Raw genomic sequence first — 18,754 nt, forward strand, 5'->3', positions numbered from 1 at the left:
ACGAACGGGGCGCGGCTTTAGCCGCTGAGGGATGTATTTCATCTCTTGTTGGACTTTGTCGGCAGCCTGAGTAACTCTGGTTTTGCTCTGGCAGCTCAGGCAGCAGCGGTTCGCAGCAGCGTGATGACGCTGATGTCATCCTCCTGTCCGAAGTTCTGCGCCGCCTCGGCGATGCTGGCGGCGTTGGCGCTTGCGCGGAGGAGTGTGTGCACGCGTTCGAAGCCAAACAGCTCACGCGCCGGATTTGTGGCTTCGAGGATTCCGTCAGAGATCAGGACAAGGCGGTCATCCGGCTGTAGCTCGAACCGCAGCGTCGTAAACACAGGCGATTCGGTAAGGCCCAGCGGAAACGAGCCATCCAGTTCCATCGCCTCGCCGTTACGGTAGGGCGGCAGATGGCCTGCATTCGCCAGCGTGACGGCTCCTGCCGGTGAGATGTGCAGCACTTGGCACGTAGCGAAAGCGTCGCCTCGGCCCATCAGGCGCTGGTTCAGCGCGCGCAGCACCTGTTCCGGGTCCTGCGTCCACTCCACCGTGCTGCGGATGCCGCCAACCAACAACGCCACAAGCATACCCGCCTTGAGTCCTTTGCCCGCAACGTCTCCCGTAACGATCAACAGGCTGCCGTCCGTCGGGTGTGGAATGATCTGGAAGAAATCACCACCCACCTCGCGCGCCGGGCGGTATTCGCTCTCCACAACAAGGCCAGGAAAGACCGTGCGTGCCTGCGGCAGTATGACGTGCTGCACCTCCTGCGCCTGTTTTACATCCAGCGCCATCAGACGCTGTCGTCGCACGGAATAGACCAGGCGCCGAATCAGAAGAACAGTCAGCACAAGGATCAGCAAAAGCTGCGACGCGACCGGCAGCGTGATCTGGACGCCAAAGGGAAACCAGTTCACCGTGAAGCCGATGTGCGTAAGCTCGCGGGCGAACTCAGCAGCCCCAGCCAGCAGGACAGCAGGCAGAACCAGCCATCCCTCGATGCCATACTCGCGGATGCCGTTGAAGACAATCTGCAGCAGAAAGGCAGACATCGCAAACCGCGTCAACAGAGAGACAGCGTGGGCGTCCGTAATCAGGGTCGGCGAGCTGAACTGGTAAAAGATGTTGCGGCTAAAGGCAGTAGCGGCGATCAGCAGTATCACGAGTGGGATAAGAGCCCACGGCATCCAGACAGGCCGCCGCTGCCGGAACCAGGTACGCCAGACCATCACCCATCCCGCGTACTGGAGCGAGAAAAGAACGATCTCGTGAGAGATCAGGTCGTAGCGCGAGCTGATCCAGGTCGTCCACACCGACATAGAGCCGGAAAAGCCATCGATGGAGAGCAGCAGCAGCAGGCCGCCGATCCAGAGGTATACGCGATCGGAGCGGTCGAAGAGAGCAAGACTGAAGGCCACGATGGCCAGCAGGGCAAAGGTGCCGGCTTCGAAAGGCGACCAGAGATAAGCGCGAATAAGATCGTCGAAAAGCACGCGCTCCAGGTTATGAATAGCATCAGCCTCACCGATCAGTGGCGCGCTCTCGAAGCCCCCGACATCACTGGCCTGGAAGAGAGTCGGCGGGGCCATCCAGAAGCGGAAGGCGATGATGTGGATGGATTCCCCGGCAGCCGCCTGCGGCTGCATCGGAAAGGTCAAAGGCCGCGAGTAATAGTCGGCGATGTGCTTGCCGGAAAAGTCGCCAAAAGACCCGAGCAGCACGCCGTTGTCGAAGACCTGATAGGAATCATCAGCGGCAGCTGGCCCGGCAAGCGCAAGCTGCAAACCGCCGCGCGCGTCCACGTGCACGCGGATGCGATACCACGCATAGCCCGCGTATCCAGCGTGGCCACGCGCGGTCCACCCAGGCACATAGTCAGACAAACCGGTGATGGGGTTCTGCGCGCCCGATTTCGGCGTCAGGTCAACATCTTCCCAGTGAGCATCATCGAAAGCCGGATCGGCCCAGACCGGCTTCCCGGTAGCAGGATCAAGAGGAGAATCCCCGGTCGAAAACTTCCAGGGGCTATTGAGGGCAACCACGCTTTCGCCAAGGTGGATCTCGGCGGTTTTGGGCTGGACCGGTACGGTCTTCGATGAGGCAGGCTGAGCAGCAGCGGCCCGAACCGTGACAGCAGGAGCAGCAACAAGGAAAGCACCAGCGGCCAGTGCCGCAAAGACGAGTCGACGCACGACGAGAGCCCTCGATTGTATGGGGAGACCGCTGAAGGAACTATACCCATTTCGGAAAAGAACGGGAAGAGAGGATGACGTAGGGTAATCGGTAGTTTCAAGGGTGCGGGCTTCAGCCAGTACATCCACAATGCCGCCAATAGGGCTTCGGCGGCTGCATGAGAACTCATTTCGGCGCACTTTCGACGTGCGAGTGGGGAGGAACAGCAGCCTTCAGGCTGCCGGGAATGCTGACAAACCCGCCGTTTTGAAAGGACATGAGTTCACTCGTACCGTAAAAACCTGCAAATAGAACGGGGTTTTAGCCGCTGAGGGATACCTTTCAATTCTTACTGGACTTTGTCAGCAGCCAAAATGCGCCAAAGGCGCATCTCATACCAGCCCAGGGCAAAGCCAGCCTGACAAAGTCAGGCGCGGCGCCCTGGGTTAGCATCCCCAATCACCCACGCGAGCTGAAGGCCCGCCTCATCTCCCTTTTAACCCGCGGAAGCAATGCGGCTAAGCGTGAGAACCGTGATGTCATCCTCCTGGCCAAACTGTTGGGCGTACCGAGCGATAGTCTCCGCCGACTGACGCGAAAGAGCCGATGTGCGGTCAAAGCCGAAGAGCTCCCCCGAGGGATTGCGCGCTTCGACCACTCCGTCTGTCAGCAGCGTAAGCTGCAGTCCGGATTCCAGCTCAAAGCTTGACTCGGAGTATTGGCAATTGGCGACCAGACCCAGAGGAAAGCTCGAGTCGATTTCGACTTCATGGCCATTGAGATAGGGCGAAAGGTGCCCGGCGTTGGCTACAGAAACCACACCCTGAAGATCTGCCCGAAGAATAAGGCAACTGGCAAAGCCCTCCTGCTGACGCGACAGCATGCTGTTGTTCATTCCCGCGAGGATTTTCGCGGGCTCGTGCGTGAATTCGGTCAAGGTGCGAAATGCTCCGACGAGAAGCGAAACCGTCATGGCGGCGGGCAGCCCCTTGCCGCTTACGTCGCCGATGGCGACCAGCAGAGAGCCTGCATAGCTGCCGGATTGGATGGGGAAAATCTGGAAGAAGTCGCCACCTACTTCGCTGGCAGGGCGATAGACATTCTGAATGGAATAGCCCGGAGTATCCGGCAGCTTGTCGGCAATAAGAACCTGTTGAACAGAACGGGCGGCCTCCCGCTCACGCTCGTAAAACTCTTCGCGCGATCGCGTGCGAGAAAAGCGGCGAAGCAGAATCGCAAGCATGCCAATGAGGAACAGCAAGTCGGCTACATCGAGCAGAGAAAAGGAGAACGGCCACGCCGAGATAAAGAAGATGCCGGGGATGTAAACACGGAACCATCCCGTGAGAAAGCCTAGATTGAGGATGCGCGCCGTCGAGTAAACAAGCTGCTGAAGCAGGACCGGAAAGCAAAGCAGACGCGCGTCGGGAACGCCCTCGATGGCGCGCCGTATGAGGAGGGGAATGCTCCAGATCGCCAGCGGAAGGGTAAGAGAAATACCAATGGGGATCCAAAGCGAGACGGAGATTTTCTGCAGGACACCGAGCACAAGCAACGTAAGGTTTGCCGGAATCGCGCCGACCGCAACCCAGAAGAGAAAAGTTGGCCGTCCGCGAAGAAATCGGTAAAAGAAAGTCATCGCCGCGATCAGCGTGCAGTTGTACAGGATCTGATTGAGAAGATCGTGAGTGGTGCGGCCGATAGGGTGAAACCACACGTACGTGGATAGGCAGCGAAGGCTCGAGGAGGCTAAAAGCAGCAAGCCAAACCACAGGTATTCCGCTTCTTCGGTACGAAGAACGAAGAGTGAGATAGCGGCAAGCCCTGCAAGACACTCAAGAATTGCGAGAACGATATTGTGGACCTGACGCCACGCCGTCTCGCGCTCGTCGAGCACGAAGCGCTGCGAAACGAGAGCCCGATTGCCGATAAGAATGCCACCCTGCAATCCTCCACCCATCGCGCGAACCCAGTACGGCGACTGCCAGACGCGAATAGCCAGCACCAGCTCATTGCCGTTACGCGGAGCTGGAATATTGAAGAGCCGTGGCACTGAGCTGTAAAGGATCGATGGGTGCGGCGGCATCGAACCAAGCGTCGCAATCAAGTTGCCGTCCGCGTATAGCTGATAGTTCGTGGCTACGGCTGGAATATAAAGAGCGAGTGGCGGCGGATGCTGTGGCAGAACGATGTGAACGCGATACCACGCTGAACCGCCGTAATCTCGATAGCCCTGAGCGGTCCATGATTTGTCGGAGCGGATGATGGACCACGAAGAATCGTCGTAAGTAGCGTCAGCCCAGCCACTGGTTCCGTACAGATCGTCGCCGGTGTGAAAACGCCATTGCCCATCGAGAGAAGTAACCGCGATGCGGCTGTCCTGAAAGTCGAATGTTGCCGGAGACGTCTGGGCACGAGTCTGAGGCGCGAATAAAAACAGTATGCACGCGAGGAGTCGGACGATTCGCGTAAGGTGTCGAGACATAACTGGGACCGCTTCGAACCGGGATCGTAGATGCAAGAGTTGCACACGAAGACGTGGCGGGCAAGCAGATTTGCACGTCGGCATGTGTGCGTGCGCAATCGGGTTGAAAAATTTTACTGCGCCTGCGTAGAAAGATTTATGGAAGGTTCAGACCAGAGGCCTCAAGCATCGTAGCCACCAGCGAAATCGGCAGCCCCACCACATTGAAGTAGCATCCATCGATACGCGGAATCCACCGCGCCGCATAGCCCTGAATGGCATAAGCCCCAGCCTTGTCCATCGGCTCGCCAGTCGCAATGTAGTCCTGGATCTCGGCATCACTCAACGAGAGAAACTGCACAGCCGTAACTTCCGCCGCCGTTTCCGTGCGCACCGAAGAGACCAGCGACACACCGGTGATAACGCGATGTGTACGCCCACTCAGAATACGCAGCATGCGCGCGGCATCCTCGGCAGATTCCGGCTTGCCCAGAATCTCTCCATCAACCGTTACAGTCGTATCCGCGCCCAGCACCACAATCCCCGGCTCGGCAGCCACAAGCTGCCCATAAACCGCCTCAGCCTTTTCCCGCGCCAGCCGGCAGACATAAGCAATTGGGTCCTCGTCAGGCCGAGGATCTTCTGGAATATGCGCCGGATGGATGCGATACGTGAAACCGGCCTGCGTAAGCAGTTCACGTCGTCGCGGAGATGCGGAGGCAAGAATAAGCTGCATTAAAAAGTATTTTAGCTATTGCTACTTCACCGATCGGTTAATGCAATCGAAATGAGTTTCCGATGCTTACCAAAATTTGGTTAACGAGCCGGCAACATGACGCTCAAGCCTGAGTTTGGCCCAGGCGGAAGCCCCAATGCTGTATCTGTGCCCTGGTGTATCCGCAAATCTTCAAGGAGTTTATCGACAAGCATCTTCGATCCAATTAATTGAATGGAGATGGAGCGGGGAGTTTCCACTTCTTTTGCTCTGTAAATTTCGAGATGAGTTATATCCGAGGCCATTGCCAGCAAACACAATCCTCTTGCATAGAAGCGATTGAACTCGCCTTCAGCTAAGGTTTGTGGAGCAGTAATCGGCACTGCCGCTGAAATGAGACCCTTCTTTGTGTTTCTTGTTTCAGACAAGTTCAAGCGACCGGGCACACTTAATTCTGACGCGAGAGACGAATCGTCTCCTCCGATTACTGAATCCCTGAGCAGTTGCGGATACTCCAAAGCACCTCGCGAACTCAGGCGCGAACTAATATAAAGCTTGCCAATTTGTATGTCGCGCTCGACCTCGACCAACATATATTTTCTGGTTAGTGTGTCGAGATTTCGCAGAACCAGAGCCATTGGATGCCTCCATGGTTTAGATGACACTGAGATCAGGTTTCGAATGATAGAGTAGCACTCATCTGGCGAGAGTGGTTCTAGCAGATAGCAAAGTAGCACTCGATCGCGAATTTTAGATAAGTCCAATGGTACGCCAGCACCCCTGATTCTTCTCTTATATTCTGGCTCATATAGCATCCGATATAGAGTCTTGGGAATTTCTTCGACACGCTAAACGCGTAAAAAATATTTCAAAAGCTAATATTTTAGATCACGCAAAGCAGTTGATTCTTCCTTAAAATCTAGTGCCTATGCGGCGTCGCCTTCACGCTGTTGCTCAACATCTCCTGATATTCCCCGCGCGCGACATATTCGCCAAAATTGCGCACCTGCTGGCAGATACCAGAGACATCGATCCGATGCAGCTCCAGCGGATCACCCAGCGCCAGGTTGATCACGATCGCGACGCAAGTGACGATCAGAACATACTTGAGCACGGCGATCCTCCGCAGGTCAGAGTCCACCGGGGAGGGATGATGGCGACGGTGACAAGATCATAGCGCGATTTCACACGCCACGGAAAAACTCAAAAACTAATTGACCGCCCGAAACTTCACCGGGCAATGCCCTGTAGCGGCGCACGAGTTCACTCGCGCCGTAAAAGCTGCAAAAAGGAATACGGCTTTAGCTGCCCGCAGACGCAGTGCTACCTCACGAAATTTGCCATCACATCAACTGCACATGTACCCGCGTTCGAAGCGCGTGAAGGCCTGGGTCAGCTTGCAGGGTGTCCCATATCTCTCCGAAATATAGAACCAAATTCACGTAAAACCGCGAACCCACCAGCTATTCCCTAAGTCCCCTAGTCCCTTGGTCCCTTTAGTCCCTCAATTACTGCTTCACCGCAATCGCCGAAATCTCAATCTTCGCGTCATCGATCAGCCCCGCCACCTTCACCGTAGCCCGCGCCGGCTTCGGATTCGGCATCAGCCGCTTGTACACCTCATTCATCTTCGGCACATCGTTCAAGTCCGTCACATACACTGTCACATTCACCAGATCCGTCATCTTGAACCCAGCCTTCTCCACCACGCGCTGCACCGCCGCAATCGCATGCTCCGTCTGAAACTCGATCGTCGTTCCCGTCACCTTCCCATGCTCATCCGGCCCCTGCTGCCCGGCAACATATAAAGTGTTCCCCGCCACAAACCCATCCGAAAACGGCATCTTCGGATTGAAATCAATCGCCCTGTTTTGAGCCTGAGCAGTCAATGGAGCAGCCACCAGCAAAGCCATCCCCACGCGAACAAGAAACTTGGTCATCGATGTAAAACCCTCCAGTTCGGAATGCCTCTATTCTCCCATCCCCCAACCGCCGGGTACCTTTACTCTTGCTTTTATCTCTGAACCCGCTTGACAACCGATAGTCGAATGTCTACCATCACCTTTCAACGAGGGTAGAACGTCTTCTATGGCGAAAAAAGAGCAACCAAGAGCCAATCTCCTCCAGGGCACGCTCGACATGCTCGTCCTGCGCACTCTTCTCTACGGTCCTGCGCACGGCCACGAGATCGGTAAGCACATTCAGCGGACGACAAATGACTTTCTCCAGATGCAGCACGGCTCACTCTATCCGGCATTGCACCGCCTCGAAGAAAGAGGCTGGGTCACAGCCAAATGGGAAAAGGGCCCTAACCAGAACCGCGAATTCAAGTATTACCGTCTGACAGAAAAAGGCCGGAAGCAGCTCCTCGTCGAAGAATCCCAATGGAAGCAGATGGCCGAAGCCGTGGCCCGCGTCATGTGGCCCGCCGCCGAAGAAAGCTGACCCCAGGAGATCGGACATGAAGTGGTGGCGGATGCGCGAGCGCAACGACGACTTGGAGCGTGAGCTTCAGTCCGATCTCGAGCTCGAAGAAGAAGAGCAGCGCGAGCGCGGATTGTCATCGGAAGAAGCACGGCGCGCTGCGCGGCGCGCGTTCGGAAATACGACACTGATCCGGCAGCAGACGCGCGAGACCTGGGCCGAGACCTGGGGATGGGCGCGCTTCGAACACATCCGCCAGGATCTTCAATTTGCGTTGCGGCAGTTCTCCCGAAATAGAAGATTCGCAATCGCATGCATTCTCACGCTTGGGCTCGGCATCGGTGCCGAGGCAACCATCTACAGCGTCATCCACGCCGTGCTCATCGATCCGTATCCCTATCGCGGCGCAATGCGTATGGTGCACCTGCATCTCTACGACAAAGACCCGGTTCCCGATGACCTCGCTCTAAACGGGCCGCAGTTCCGCGAGCTGGAGAAGTCGCCAGTGCTCGACGGAGCGATCGCTGAAGACGTCTACACGATGTCGCTCACTGGCGAAGAATTGCCGGAGCAATTGAGCGTGAGCCGCATGTCGCCCAATGCCTTCGAATACTTCGGCGTCTCACCGCTTCTGGGAAGGGAATTCAGCGCCGCCGACGGCAACCGGGTCGCGGTCCTGAGCTATCACTTCTGGAAGTCCCACTACGCCGGCCGCATCGATGTCCTCGGCAAACCGCTGCAATTGAATCGTGAGGATTACACGATCATCGGCGTGCTTCCTCAGCGGTTTGCGTGGATGTGGGGCGATGCCTATGTTCCCCTCGCCTATTCCACTGACCCTCGTCGGATTTCCAATGTGTTTGCACGCACGCGTGAAGGCATAAGTGATCGTGCAGCGGAGCTGGCGTTGCAGCCGCTCCTCGACACCTTCGCAAAAGAGACTCCTGCCGACTTTCCGCAGCATTTCAAAGTACATCTCGTCCACATCAATGAAGTAGCCATTGGGCAATTCCGGGGAGTGCTTGAAGTTCTCTTCGTTTCTGTTTCGTTTCTTCTCGTGCTTGCATGCGTCAACGTAGCCATTCTTATGCTCGCGCGCGGTGAGGCGCGGCAAACCGAGATTGCCATGCGGAAAGCGCTCGGAGCAGGAAAGCGGCGCATCGTCACGCAGCTTCTGACAGAATCAATCCTTTTATCCGCCGCAGGCGGAGCGCTCGGCATATTGCTGGCGTATGCAGGTGTACACGCTATATTGCGCCTGACCCAACCGCTGCCGACGCTCTTCCCCGCCGAGGCAAACATCGCAGTCAATCTTCCCGTGCTCCTGTTCTGTGCCGGAATATCGATGGTGACTGCAATTCTCTGTGGCGCGTGGCCTGCGCTTCGTGCGTCGCGCACTGGCTTCCGCCATGTCATGAACAGTGGAACCAACCGGCTTGCAGGCCGGCGCGGAGGGCGCAACGCGCAGATGTCGCTGCTCACGCTGCAGGTTGCAATCACTATTTTGCTGTTGGTGTGTTCCGGAAGCACTGTGCAAACACTGCTGCGCTTGCTCCATGCCAATCTCGGCTATGACCCGCAAAGCCTTGCCTCAGTTTCACTCGTTTCGCTCGAGGGCTCGCATAACAAGTGGGCCGATAGGGTCCACTACTTTGAACAGATCCGCTCGGCCATTGCCGCCGATCCCGACGTAGTCTCAGCGGCGATCGGCGCGCTTCCCCTCACGGGCTCTGAACCCACACCGGTCAGCATCGCGGGGCAAAAGGAATCGTCCGGATCGGTAATCGCGCAGAACGTAAACGAAGATTATTTTTCCACGTTGCGTATGCCACTACTGGCAGGCCGGATGTGGACCCGCAACGAAACAACGCGCGGCGCACACTTCGCTCTCATCAACGAGGCCATGAGTAAGCGCTACTGGCCGGCAGCCAACCCCCTCGGCGCCACCATCGTACTCAACAACGGCGTGGTGCACGGCACAATGTGGAAGCTCGTCGCACCCGGCAATGACGAGCACTTTCAGGTCATCGGAGTTGTCGGCAATGTGCTGAATCACGGCCTCGACGAAGCAGTCAGGCCCGCGGTGTACGTTCCTTATTCGATGACTCCCTTCGATGGTTTCACCATCTCCTTTCGGGCACGAACCAATCCCGCCAGCCTCCTGCATGCAATCAAGGAACGTGTGCACAGCGTCGAGCCCGACCAGGCAGTAGGCGAGATACTCACGGCAACGGACGTCATCGAGGGGCAGAGCCTTGGCCGCGAAAGCTTCGTAGCCAGCCTGTTTACAGCATTTGCATTTCTGGCACTGGCCTTTGCCGCAAGCGGGCTTTACAGCATCCAGTCGTATCTGGTCGCGCAGAGAACGCGTGAATTGGGAGTGCGCATCGCATTGGGCGCGCGGCGATCGCAGATCGTCGAAGAAGTCACGCGAGCGGCAGCAGTATCCGTCCTGACCGGCGCCGCAGCCGGTATTGTTACCAGCGTCGCATTGAGTGGCGTCTTCGCCTATTGGACAAACGGAAACGCACGCGATCCTGTGTTGTTAGCGATCGTCGCTGGGGTTCTGTTTTCAGCGGCAATGCTCGCATCGGTGGGCCCGGCCCTGACCGCGGCTTCTATCGATCCGATGCAGGCACTGCGCACCGAATGAGACAAATCTCAATGAGATAGATCAAGGAGAGCGAAGATGAAGTGGTGGCAGATCCGAAAGCGCGATGAAGACCTGCAGCGAGAACTGCAATCCGATCTTGAATTAGAAGCAGAGGAGCAGCGCGAGCGCGGCTTGTCACCGGAAGAGGCACGCCGCGCCGCCCTCCGCGCCTTCGGCAATCCCACGCTCATCCGCGAGCAGACCCACGCTTCCTGGTCCACAAGCTGGCTTGAGTCCTTCGCGCAGGATCTCCGCTACGGCATCCGCGGCATGTTTCGCAATCCCGGCTCAACCATATTTGCCATCCTCATCGTCGGCCTCGGCATCGGCGGCGCTTCCACCGTCTTCAGCGTAGTCAATGCGCTGCTGCTGCGTCCGCTACCCTTTCACGATCCCAGGCAACTGGTATGGATCGGCAATGGAGACTGCTGCACCGCGCAGATCGAACAATACGTGGACCTCCGCAACCAGAACAAATCTTTCTCCGATCTCGCCGGCTGGGCCGGTGACTACAGCGCTGGCAACGAAGAGCTGACCGGCAGCGGAGAGTCCCAGCGCATCACCGCCGTTGCCGTCACCGGCAACTTCTTCCCTTTGCTCGGAGTCAACCCAATCATCGGCAGATCCTTCACCGCTGCAGAAGCCGAAGGCATATACAGAGCCCCCACCGCCCTGCTCATAAGCAATAGTTTCTGGCGTCACCATTTCGCCTCTGACCCCGGCATCGTAGGCCGTAAGATCACACTCAACAATCAGCCCGTAACCGTCATCGGCATTCTGCCTGCGTCTTTCGACTTCTCCAGCATCTTCGACCCCGGCACTCCTGTTGATGTCTTCATTCCCTGGCCATTGATCGACCAGAAAAAGCCCAGCGGAAACACAACGAAAATCATCGGCAGGCTAAAGCCCGGAGTCACGGTTCAGAACGCCACAGCCGAGTTAACCACCCTCGCGCAGCAACTGAACACGCAGCATCCAGAGCGCAATCCCGTTCACCCTAGACTCGTCCCGCTTGAGCAATACGTAAGCGGCCAGGTCCGTCCTGCACTCATCGTCCTCATGTGCGCCGTAGGCGTGGTAATGCTGATCGTCTGCGCCAATCTCTCTCATCTGCAACTCGCCCGCATGAGTGCACGGCAAAAAGAGATGGCGGTACGAGCCGCTCTCGGAGCCAGCCGTATGCGCCTGTTGCGTCAGGTCCTCACCGAAAGCATCACGCTCTCGCTCTGCGGCGCAGCTCTAGGCCTCATCCTCGCCATAGCCGGCACGCGTGAGCTCGCGCACCTCACCGCATTCAATCTGCCACTTCTCGCCAGCATCCACGTCGACACCGGCACGCTCGCCTTCACCTTGTCGATGGCCGTCGCGGCAGGCGTCCTCTTCGGCCTCGCTCCCGCGCTCCAGGTTCCCGCGTACAGGCTCCGCGAAGGCCTTCAGGACGCAGGCCGCGAATCCAGCGGCGGCAGCCGGCACAACTGGTTCCGCAACAGCCTCGTCATCTCCGAGTTCGCCCTTGCCTGCATCCTTCTCGTCGGAGCTGCCCTGCTCATCCAGAGCTTCCTTCACGTACTCGACGTCGATCTCGGTTTTCAGCCCGAACGCGCCGCCACGCTGCGCATCGACCCAAGTTTTAAGATGGCCAATCTTCAGCAACAAAATTCCTTTCTCGACGATGCCCTGGGCCGCGTCCGAGCCATCCCCGGCGTCACGGCTGCCGGCGTCGCTGATGTGCTCCCACTCGACGGCGACCGCTCCTGGCAGATCACCGGCAAAGGACAGGTCTACGACAAGAACAACCACCCCGAGGCATATATTCGCGTCGTCACCGATGGATATTTCGCAGCTCTCGGCATCCAGTTAAAGTCCGGCAGGGAATTCACGCAGAGCGACCGCGCAACCACCGAGCCCGTCGTCATGGTCAATGAAACATTCGCGCGCACTCTCTGGCCCGGTCAGAATGCAGTGGGACAAATCGTCACTCAGGATGGCGGTCGTCGCGTCATCGGCGTCGTCGCCGATGTTCATCACGGCGGCCCCGAACTATCCGGCGGCCTGGAAATGTACATCCCCATGCGCCAGAGCAATGATTATCCGTCCATGCGTCTCATCGTCCGCACCGCGCTAACACCCGATAGTCTCGCAGCCGGCATCCGCACCGCACTGCGCCCCATCGATCCCAATCTGCCCGTCACCGAGCTTCAGACACTGCAGCAGTTCGTCGACAGACAAGTCTCGCCGCGGCGCTTTCTCGTCATGCTGTTGACCGGCTTCGCGGCATTCGCCTTGCTGCTCGCATCGCTAGGCATCTACGCGCTCATCTCCTACTCCGTCAGCCAGCGCACCAAAGAGATCGGCATCCGCATGGCCCTCGGAGCAAGCGCCAGCCTCGTTCAGCGCAGCGTCCTCACCCGCACACTGCAGCTAGCTCTCGCCGGTGTTGTACTCGGAACCCTCGGCTCCTTCGCATTAAGCCGGTGGATGACATCCCTGCTCTTCGGCACCACACCCACCAATCCTGCCGTCTTCACCGGAGTAAGCCTGCTTCTCTGCGCCGTCGCCCTCATCGCAGCCTACGTTCCCGCCCGCCGCGCCGCGCGCATTGAGCCACTGCACGCACTGCGAACAGAGTAATTCTTCTACGGATACAGGACCCCAGGTCCGGAACCCACTAAATTGTCATCCTGAGCGCACCGGGGTCCCCGCGGACAGGTCTTCGTCCGTGGGGTGAGAAGCGAAGGATCTGCTTTTGTAGTTGCCCTTGCTTTTCTGTCTGTCATTCCGAAAGGGAATCTCCTTCTCGTTCGAAGCCCTTACCGTCCGTGGGTGCCCCCGGTCTCGATTCTGAGACCGGGGGCACCACCACCGCTCGCGCCACCACAGTCCAGCTCTTGCTTTTGTCTTTGTAGTTGCTTTTCTGTCTGTCATCCCCAAAGGGGATCTGCTTCTCCATGAAGAAACGTCCACCTCCACATCCTCCGCACCGCGCATCAGCCAATGCGCCAAAGGCGCATCTCATACCAGCCCAGGGCAAAGCCAGCCTGACAAAGTCAGGCGCGACGCCCTGGGTTAGCATCCCCCAGCAACCACGCGGGCTGAAGGCCCGCCTCATCCACCCCAATTGGCTATGGCCCTCCAACCTCATCCCCGCTATAGTCAATCCCTAAGCGCTAGATCCCTCTTCCCGCAGGTGAAAGCCTTGGCCACCCTCCTTCAGGACCTCCGCTACGCCCTCCGCATGCTCGTCCGCTCCCCTATCTTCACCGCCATCATCATCGGCACACTCGCCCTCGGCATCGGAGCTAACACCATCGTCTTCTCGGTCGTAAACGGCATCCTGCTCAACCCCTTGCCGTATTCCCACTCCGGCCGCCTCGTCGCTCTCTACGAAAAGAACGCCGGCATCCCCGAAGCTCCCATCAGCTACCTCAACTTCCTCGACTGGCAGCGCGGCGCAAAATCTTTTTCCTCCATGGCCATCTATCGCCATGAGGATTTCAACCTCACCGGCGCCAGCGTCGCCGAGCGCGTCAACGGCCTGATGATCTCCTCCGACTTCCTCACTACCCTCGGAGTGCGCCCAGCGCTCGGCCGCGACTTCGGCACAAGCGACGATCATCTCGGCGCAGCTCCCGTCGCGCTCTTGAGCGATGGCTACTGGCATCGCCACTTCGCCGCATCGCCAGCGATTCTCGGCAACATCATCCAGCTCGACGGCCTCAACTACACCATCGTCGGCGTCCTCCCGCGCGGCTTCAGCTTCTACAACGTCGACCGCGACGTCTTCGTCCCCATCGGCCGCTGGGACGATCCTTCTTTCCGTGATCGCCTCGTCGACATCAGCTCCCACGCCATCGGCCGTCTGCAACCCGGCGCCACCCTCGCCCAGGCACAATCCGAAATGGACGCGATTGCCGACCATCTCGCGCAGGAATACCCCGAAGCCGACAAGAACGTAGGCATTAACGTCCTCTCCATGAAGCAGGACATCGTCGGCAACGTGCAGCCCATCCTCATCCTTCTGCTCGCCGCCGTCGCCTTCCTCTTGCTCATCGCCTCCGCCAACGTCGCCAGCCTTCTGCTCGCTCGCGCCATGCGCCGCTCCGGCGAATTCGCCCTCCGCGCAGCCATCGGCGCACGCCGCAGCCGCATCATCCGTCAGCTTCTTACCGAGAGCCTCCTGCTCGCGTGTACCGGTGGAGCACTCGGCACGCTCCTCGCCATCTTCGGCACCAAAACACTGCTCGCCAGCCTTCCCTCAGCCCTGCCGCGATCAGCAGACGTTGCGCTCGATCTCCGCGTACTTCTCTTCTCTCTCGTTGTGTCGTTGTTGTGCGGTATCGGTTTCGGGCTCGTGCCTGCCATTCGCTCCTCACGCGTCGATCTCCAGCAGGCTCTCCGCAAAAGCACTGCCGGAGCAGGCAACTCGCGCTCTCGCCTTCAGCGGCTCCTCATCTCCGGCGAAGTCGCCCTCGCTGTTGTCCTTCTCGTCGGAGCCGGCCTCATGCTCCGCTCCCTCGCCGCACTCTGGCGCGTCAACCTCGGCTACAACCCCGAGCACGCCATCACCTTCTCGCTCTCGCTGCCCACCAACACCAAAACCACTGAGGCTGAAACCCGCGCCCGCCTCCGCCAGTTCGACGCAGCCATGCGTGCCATCCCCGGCGTCGATGCCGTCTCCGTCACCCTCGGCTCCCGCCCCATGATCCACGACTCAGAGCTCCCGTTCTGGATCAAAGGTCAGCCAAAACCCACCAGCAATAACGAGATGCCGCAAGCCATGTTCTATCTCGTCGAAGACGGCTTCCAGCGCGCCATGGGCATCACCCTCCAGCGCGGCCGCTTCGTCACCGCCAACGACAAAGAAAACTTCCCCATCGTCGTCGATATCGATGACGCCTTCGCCCGCACTTACTTTCCCAACCAGAACCCCATCGGGCAGCACATCCACGTCGTCGGCTTTGATGTCGAGGCCGAAATCATCGGCATCGTCGGGCACATCCGCCAGTGGGGCCCCACCAACGATCCCAAATCAGCCGTCGAGCCGCAGTTCTTCTATCCCTTTATGCAGATGCCGCCCAAGCTCATGCATCTCGCCGCCAACGGAGTAGCCGTCGTCATCCGCACCCGCGAAGGCTCCGGCAACATCCTCCCCGCCGTCCGCAAAGCCACCACCGAATACGACCCCCGCGCCGTCCTCTACAACGAGCAGACCATGGATGAAGTCATCTTCAAGGCTCTCGCCGCCCGCCGCCTCTCCATGATCCTGCTGACCACCTTCGCCGCGCTCGCCCTCGCGCTCTCCGCCGTCGGCATCTACGGCGTCATCTCCTACCTCGCACAGGAACGCACCCGCGAAATCGGCGTCCGCATCGCCCTCGGAGCAAGCCGCGCCGACGTCCTCCGCCTCATCCTCAGCCAGGGAGCAAGCATGACCCTCTTCGGCATCGCGCTCGGCGTCGCGCTCTCGCTCGGACTAACACGCCTCATCAGCAACCAGCTATTCGGCGTCGCGCCCTGGGACCCGCTAACCTTCCTCAGCGTCAGCTTTTCACTGCTCGCCATCGCACTCGCCGCCTGCTATCTACCCGCACGCCGAGCCACCCGCATTGATCCCATCGTCGCCCTGCGCTGCGAATAGATCACAAACCACTGGATCAAATTCGCGCAAAGCGCGAACCCGCCTGTTATTCCCTGGTCCCGGCCCCACCGCATCCCACTCACTCCGCACGCAGCGCCTGCACCGGATCGACACTGCTCGCGCGCACTCCGGGCAGCCACACCGCCGCCAGCGCCACCACGCAAAGAATCACCGGAGCCGCAAAAAACGCCACCGGATCCCACGGCCTCACCCCAAACAGAAAGCTCGACATCAGCCGCGTAAGCCCCAGCGCCGCTGCCATGCCAACCACAATTCCGGCCATCGCCATCCGCATGCCCGACCACACCACCAGCCCGCGAATCGCCACCCGGTCCGCGCCCAGCGCCATCCGTATGCCCATCTCCTGGCTGCGCTGCTCAACCGTGTAGGCCATCAATCCGTAAATCCCAATCGACGCCAGCGCCAACGCCACTACGCCAAAAATCGCCAGCAGCAGCATGTTGAACTGCTCCCGCGCCGTCGACACACCCATCACCTCATCCATCGTCCGCATGTGCGCCGCTGGAGCTCCCGCGCTCGCCACGCGCAATTGTTCCGTCACCGCAGCCATCAGCGCATGCGGATCGCTCCGCGTGCGCACCACCCAAAACAGCGGCTGCACATTCGTGTAAGAAATCGTGTACGCATCCGTGACCTGGGCAATCGGAACCATCACCATCGGATCCGGTGGACGCCCCGGGCCCGCATTATGCGTATCCCCAACCACCCCAACAATCGTAGACGTGGATTCATTCATCCCCGCCCCCAAGCCCTTGCTGGTGATGATTCGCTGTCCCACCGCATCGCGCCCCGGCCAATACCGCTTGGCCAGCGCCTCATTGACAAGCATCACGCCCGGAGCCGACGCCGTATCGTTCTCATTGAAGCCGCGGCCGCGCAAAACCGGAATGTGAAACACATCCAGATATCCCGGCGAAACGCTCATCCACCGGCTGCCATATTCGTGATCCTTATCCAACGGCTGCCCAGCAATCTCAAACGGCAGAGCGTCACCCACATGATTCGGCAGCCAATACGCCACAGCCGAAACCTCTACACCCGGCAGCGCATTCAGCCGGTCGCGCCCATTCCGTGAGAGCTGCGCCACGCCCGCCGTCTTCAGATAGCGTTCTCCCGTCAGCGACATATCCATCGTCAGAACATTCTGCGCGTTGAATCCAGGATCAACCGCATGCAGAGCCGCAAAGGTGCGAATCAGCAGCACCGCGCCGATCAGCAGTACCAGAGCCAGCGAAACCTCGCTGATCACCAGCAGCGCACGCACCCGGCCCTGCCGCATCCCCGTGCCCGACCGTCCCGCACTTTCCTTCAACACCGTGTTGAGATCGGTGCGCGAAGCCGTCACCGCAGGAAACAAGCCAAAGAGAATTCCAGTTCCCAACGAAACCGCAAGAGTAAACACCAGCACGCGCCAGTCAATGCCAACCGCGGAGCCATTCTCCCCAAGACGCGGCAACCCCGCCGGACTCACTGCCAGCAGCGCCCGCACACCGGCAAACCCCAGCGCCATCCCGAGAACACCGCCCGCCACTGACAACAGCACACTTTCCGTCAGCAGTTGACGCACAATGCGCCCATGCCCCGCTCCCAGCGCGCTCCGTATCGCAAACTCCCGCTTCCGCGCCGTGGCCCGCACCAGCAGTAGATTGGCAACATTCGCGCATGCAATCAGCAGCACCAGGCTGACCGCGCCCAGCATCACCAGCAGCGATTTGCGCGCCTCGCCCACAATGCTGTCGCGCAATGGCTGAATATGAAATTCCTGCCTCTGATTCGACTGCGGAAATTCGCGGTGATATCTGACCGCTGCAACCTTCAGCTCGGCCTGCGCCTGCGCCATCGTAACCCCCGGCCGCAGCAGCCCCGCTACCTGGAAGTAGTGGTTCATGTCGCTGGTCACCGGCTCGAATTGAAACGGCAGCCAGATATCCGCCTGCGGATCGGAGTGAAAGTCCTTTCCCGTGACGCCGACAATCGTGTACGGCTCATTCCCCAGCAGCAGCGACTTGCCAACAACCGCAGGATCGCCCGCAAACCGCCGCTGCCATAGCCCGTAACTCAGCACCACGACCTTTCCGCCATTGGGAGAGTCTTCCTGCCGCGTAAACGTCCGTCCCGCAATCACCGGCGCGCCAAACAGACGGAAATATCCCTCCGTCACATGAATCCCGCGTATCTGCTCCGGATGATCGCCGGTAAGATTGAACCCCGGCCCCGCTGAATCATACGCGGCCACCTCCGAGAAGACGCTGCTCGCCGATTGATATGCGTGAAACTCCGGAACCGACGTAAAGAAATTGCCCAGCGTCGTCGAAAACGTCCCGAACTCAACGATCCGCTCCGCATCCGGATAACTCAACGGCTTCAGCAGCACGGCATTCACCACGCTGAAGATCGCCGTGTTCGCCCCAATACCCAGCGCAAGCGCAAGCACAGCCGCAATGGCAAAGCCGGGACTCTTCATCAGCCCGCGAACCGCATGTTTCAGATCGCTCCCCACGCCAGTCATCCTCCGGATGATCAAATCGGCGAAACATGCTTCTTGTGCCTGATCTGCTTCGTTCCTAGAGAGCCATCCTAACAACTTCTGACCGCGCTGCCGGATGCCCCATATCTAAAAGAGATGTAAGTCCAGATGCACGTCACCATGACGGCTACCCATATCTCGAAGAGATGTGAGTC

12 protein-coding genes are annotated in these 18,754 nt (G+C 59.0%); 5 read left to right on the plus strand and 7 right to left on the minus strand.

What is annotated here, in order from left to right:
- Nucleotides 1-95: 95 nt before the first annotated feature.
- From OHL22_RS08185 to OHL22_RS08210, 6 genes are all read right to left on the minus strand, one after another.
- Nucleotides 96-2,177, minus strand: coding sequence for a PP2C family protein-serine/threonine phosphatase (locus OHL22_RS08185; RefSeq protein ID WP_263335284.1), 2,082 nt, complete (start codon nucleotides 2,175-2,177; stop codon nucleotides 96-98).
- A 476-nt stretch (nucleotides 2,178-2,653) separates the two neighbouring features.
- Entirely contained in the window at nucleotides 2,654-4,642 is a 1,989-nt protein-coding gene (locus OHL22_RS08190; protein WP_263335286.1) for a PP2C family protein-serine/threonine phosphatase, read from the minus strand.
- A 136-nt stretch (nucleotides 4,643-4,778) separates the two neighbouring features.
- A complete protein-coding gene (locus OHL22_RS08195; RefSeq protein ID WP_263335288.1) occupies nucleotides 4,779-5,357 on the minus strand; it encodes a Maf family protein in 579 nt (192 codons plus the stop codon).
- 80 nt (nucleotides 5,358-5,437) lie between these two features.
- The gene (locus tag OHL22_RS08200; protein ID WP_263335291.1) at nucleotides 5,438-5,974 is read right to left on the minus strand and encodes a hypothetical protein; all 537 of its coding nucleotides are present in this window, start codon (nucleotides 5,972-5,974) and stop codon (nucleotides 5,438-5,440) included.
- A gap of 281 nt (nucleotides 5,975-6,255) precedes the next feature.
- Complete coding sequence (locus tag OHL22_RS08205) at nucleotides 6,256-6,450, minus strand: hypothetical protein (RefSeq protein WP_263335293.1); 195 nt, start codon at nucleotides 6,448-6,450, stop codon at nucleotides 6,256-6,258.
- Nucleotides 6,451-6,844: 394 nt separating this feature from the next.
- Nucleotides 6,845-7,276 (minus strand): RidA family protein, encoded by a 432-nt coding sequence (locus OHL22_RS08210; protein WP_263335296.1) that lies wholly within the window; start codon nucleotides 7,274-7,276, stop codon nucleotides 6,845-6,847.
- 148 nt (nucleotides 7,277-7,424) lie between these two features.
- Here OHL22_RS08210 and OHL22_RS08215 point away from each other — a divergent pair, with 148 nt between their 5' ends.
- From OHL22_RS08215 to OHL22_RS08235, 5 genes are all read left to right on the plus strand, one after another.
- Nucleotides 7,425-7,781, plus strand: a complete 357-nt coding sequence (locus OHL22_RS08215) for a PadR family transcriptional regulator (protein WP_263335297.1) — start codon at nucleotides 7,425-7,427, stop codon at nucleotides 7,779-7,781.
- 16 nt (nucleotides 7,782-7,797) lie between these two features.
- Nucleotides 7,798-10,413 carry an ABC transporter permease gene (locus OHL22_RS08220; protein ID WP_263335300.1) on the plus strand — a complete coding sequence of 872 codons (2,616 nt, stop codon included), beginning with the start codon at nucleotides 7,798-7,800 and terminating at the stop codon, nucleotides 10,411-10,413.
- Nucleotides 10,414-10,449: 36 nt separating this feature from the next.
- Entirely contained in the window at nucleotides 10,450-13,044 is a 2,595-nt protein-coding gene (locus OHL22_RS08225; RefSeq protein WP_263335304.1) for an ABC transporter permease, read from the plus strand.
- A gap of 317 nt (nucleotides 13,045-13,361) precedes the next feature.
- Entirely contained in the window at nucleotides 13,362-13,577 is a 216-nt protein-coding gene (locus OHL22_RS08230) for a hypothetical protein (protein WP_263335306.1), read from the plus strand.
- Nucleotides 13,578-13,609: 32 nt separating this feature from the next.
- Entirely contained in the window at nucleotides 13,610-16,051 is a 2,442-nt protein-coding gene (locus OHL22_RS08235; protein WP_263335309.1) for an ABC transporter permease, read from the plus strand.
- 79 nt (nucleotides 16,052-16,130) lie between these two features.
- Here the strand turns inward: OHL22_RS08235 and OHL22_RS08240 are convergent, their stop codons facing one another.
- Nucleotides 16,131-18,572 carry an ABC transporter permease gene (locus OHL22_RS08240; RefSeq protein ID WP_263335312.1) on the minus strand — a complete coding sequence of 814 codons (2,442 nt, stop codon included), beginning with the start codon at nucleotides 18,570-18,572 and terminating at the stop codon, nucleotides 16,131-16,133.
- Nucleotides 18,573-18,754 lie beyond the last annotated feature (182 nt).

Origin of the sequence: Acidicapsa dinghuensis, from assembly GCF_025685685.1 — a bacterium.
GTDB lineage: Bacteria > Acidobacteriota > Terriglobia > Terriglobales > Acidobacteriaceae > Acidicapsa > Acidicapsa dinghuensis.

Bases quoted from the DNA above. Each gene is read 5' to 3' on its own strand.
- OHL22_RS08190 (WP_263335286.1), bottom strand. From the start codon at position 4,642: ATGTCTCGACACCTTACGCGAATCGTCCGACTCCTCGCGTGCATACTG.
- OHL22_RS08195 (WP_263335288.1), bottom strand. From the start codon at position 5,357: ATGCAGCTTATTCTTGCCTCCGCATCTCCGCGACGACGTGAACTGCTT.
- OHL22_RS08200 (WP_263335291.1), bottom strand. From the start codon at position 5,974: ATGGCTCTGGTTCTGCGAAATCTCGACACACTAACCAGAAAATATATG.
- OHL22_RS08210 (WP_263335296.1), bottom strand. From the start codon at position 7,276: ATGACCAAGTTTCTTGTTCGCGTGGGGATGGCTTTGCTGGTGGCTGCT.
- OHL22_RS08215 (WP_263335297.1), top strand. From the start codon at position 7,425: ATGGCGAAAAAAGAGCAACCAAGAGCCAATCTCCTCCAGGGCACGCTC.
- OHL22_RS08220 (WP_263335300.1), top strand. From the start codon at position 7,798: ATGAAGTGGTGGCGGATGCGCGAGCGCAACGACGACTTGGAGCGTGAG.
- OHL22_RS08225 (WP_263335304.1), top strand. From the start codon at position 10,450: ATGAAGTGGTGGCAGATCCGAAAGCGCGATGAAGACCTGCAGCGAGAA.
- OHL22_RS08230 (WP_263335306.1), top strand. From the start codon at position 13,362: ATGAAGAAACGTCCACCTCCACATCCTCCGCACCGCGCATCAGCCAAT.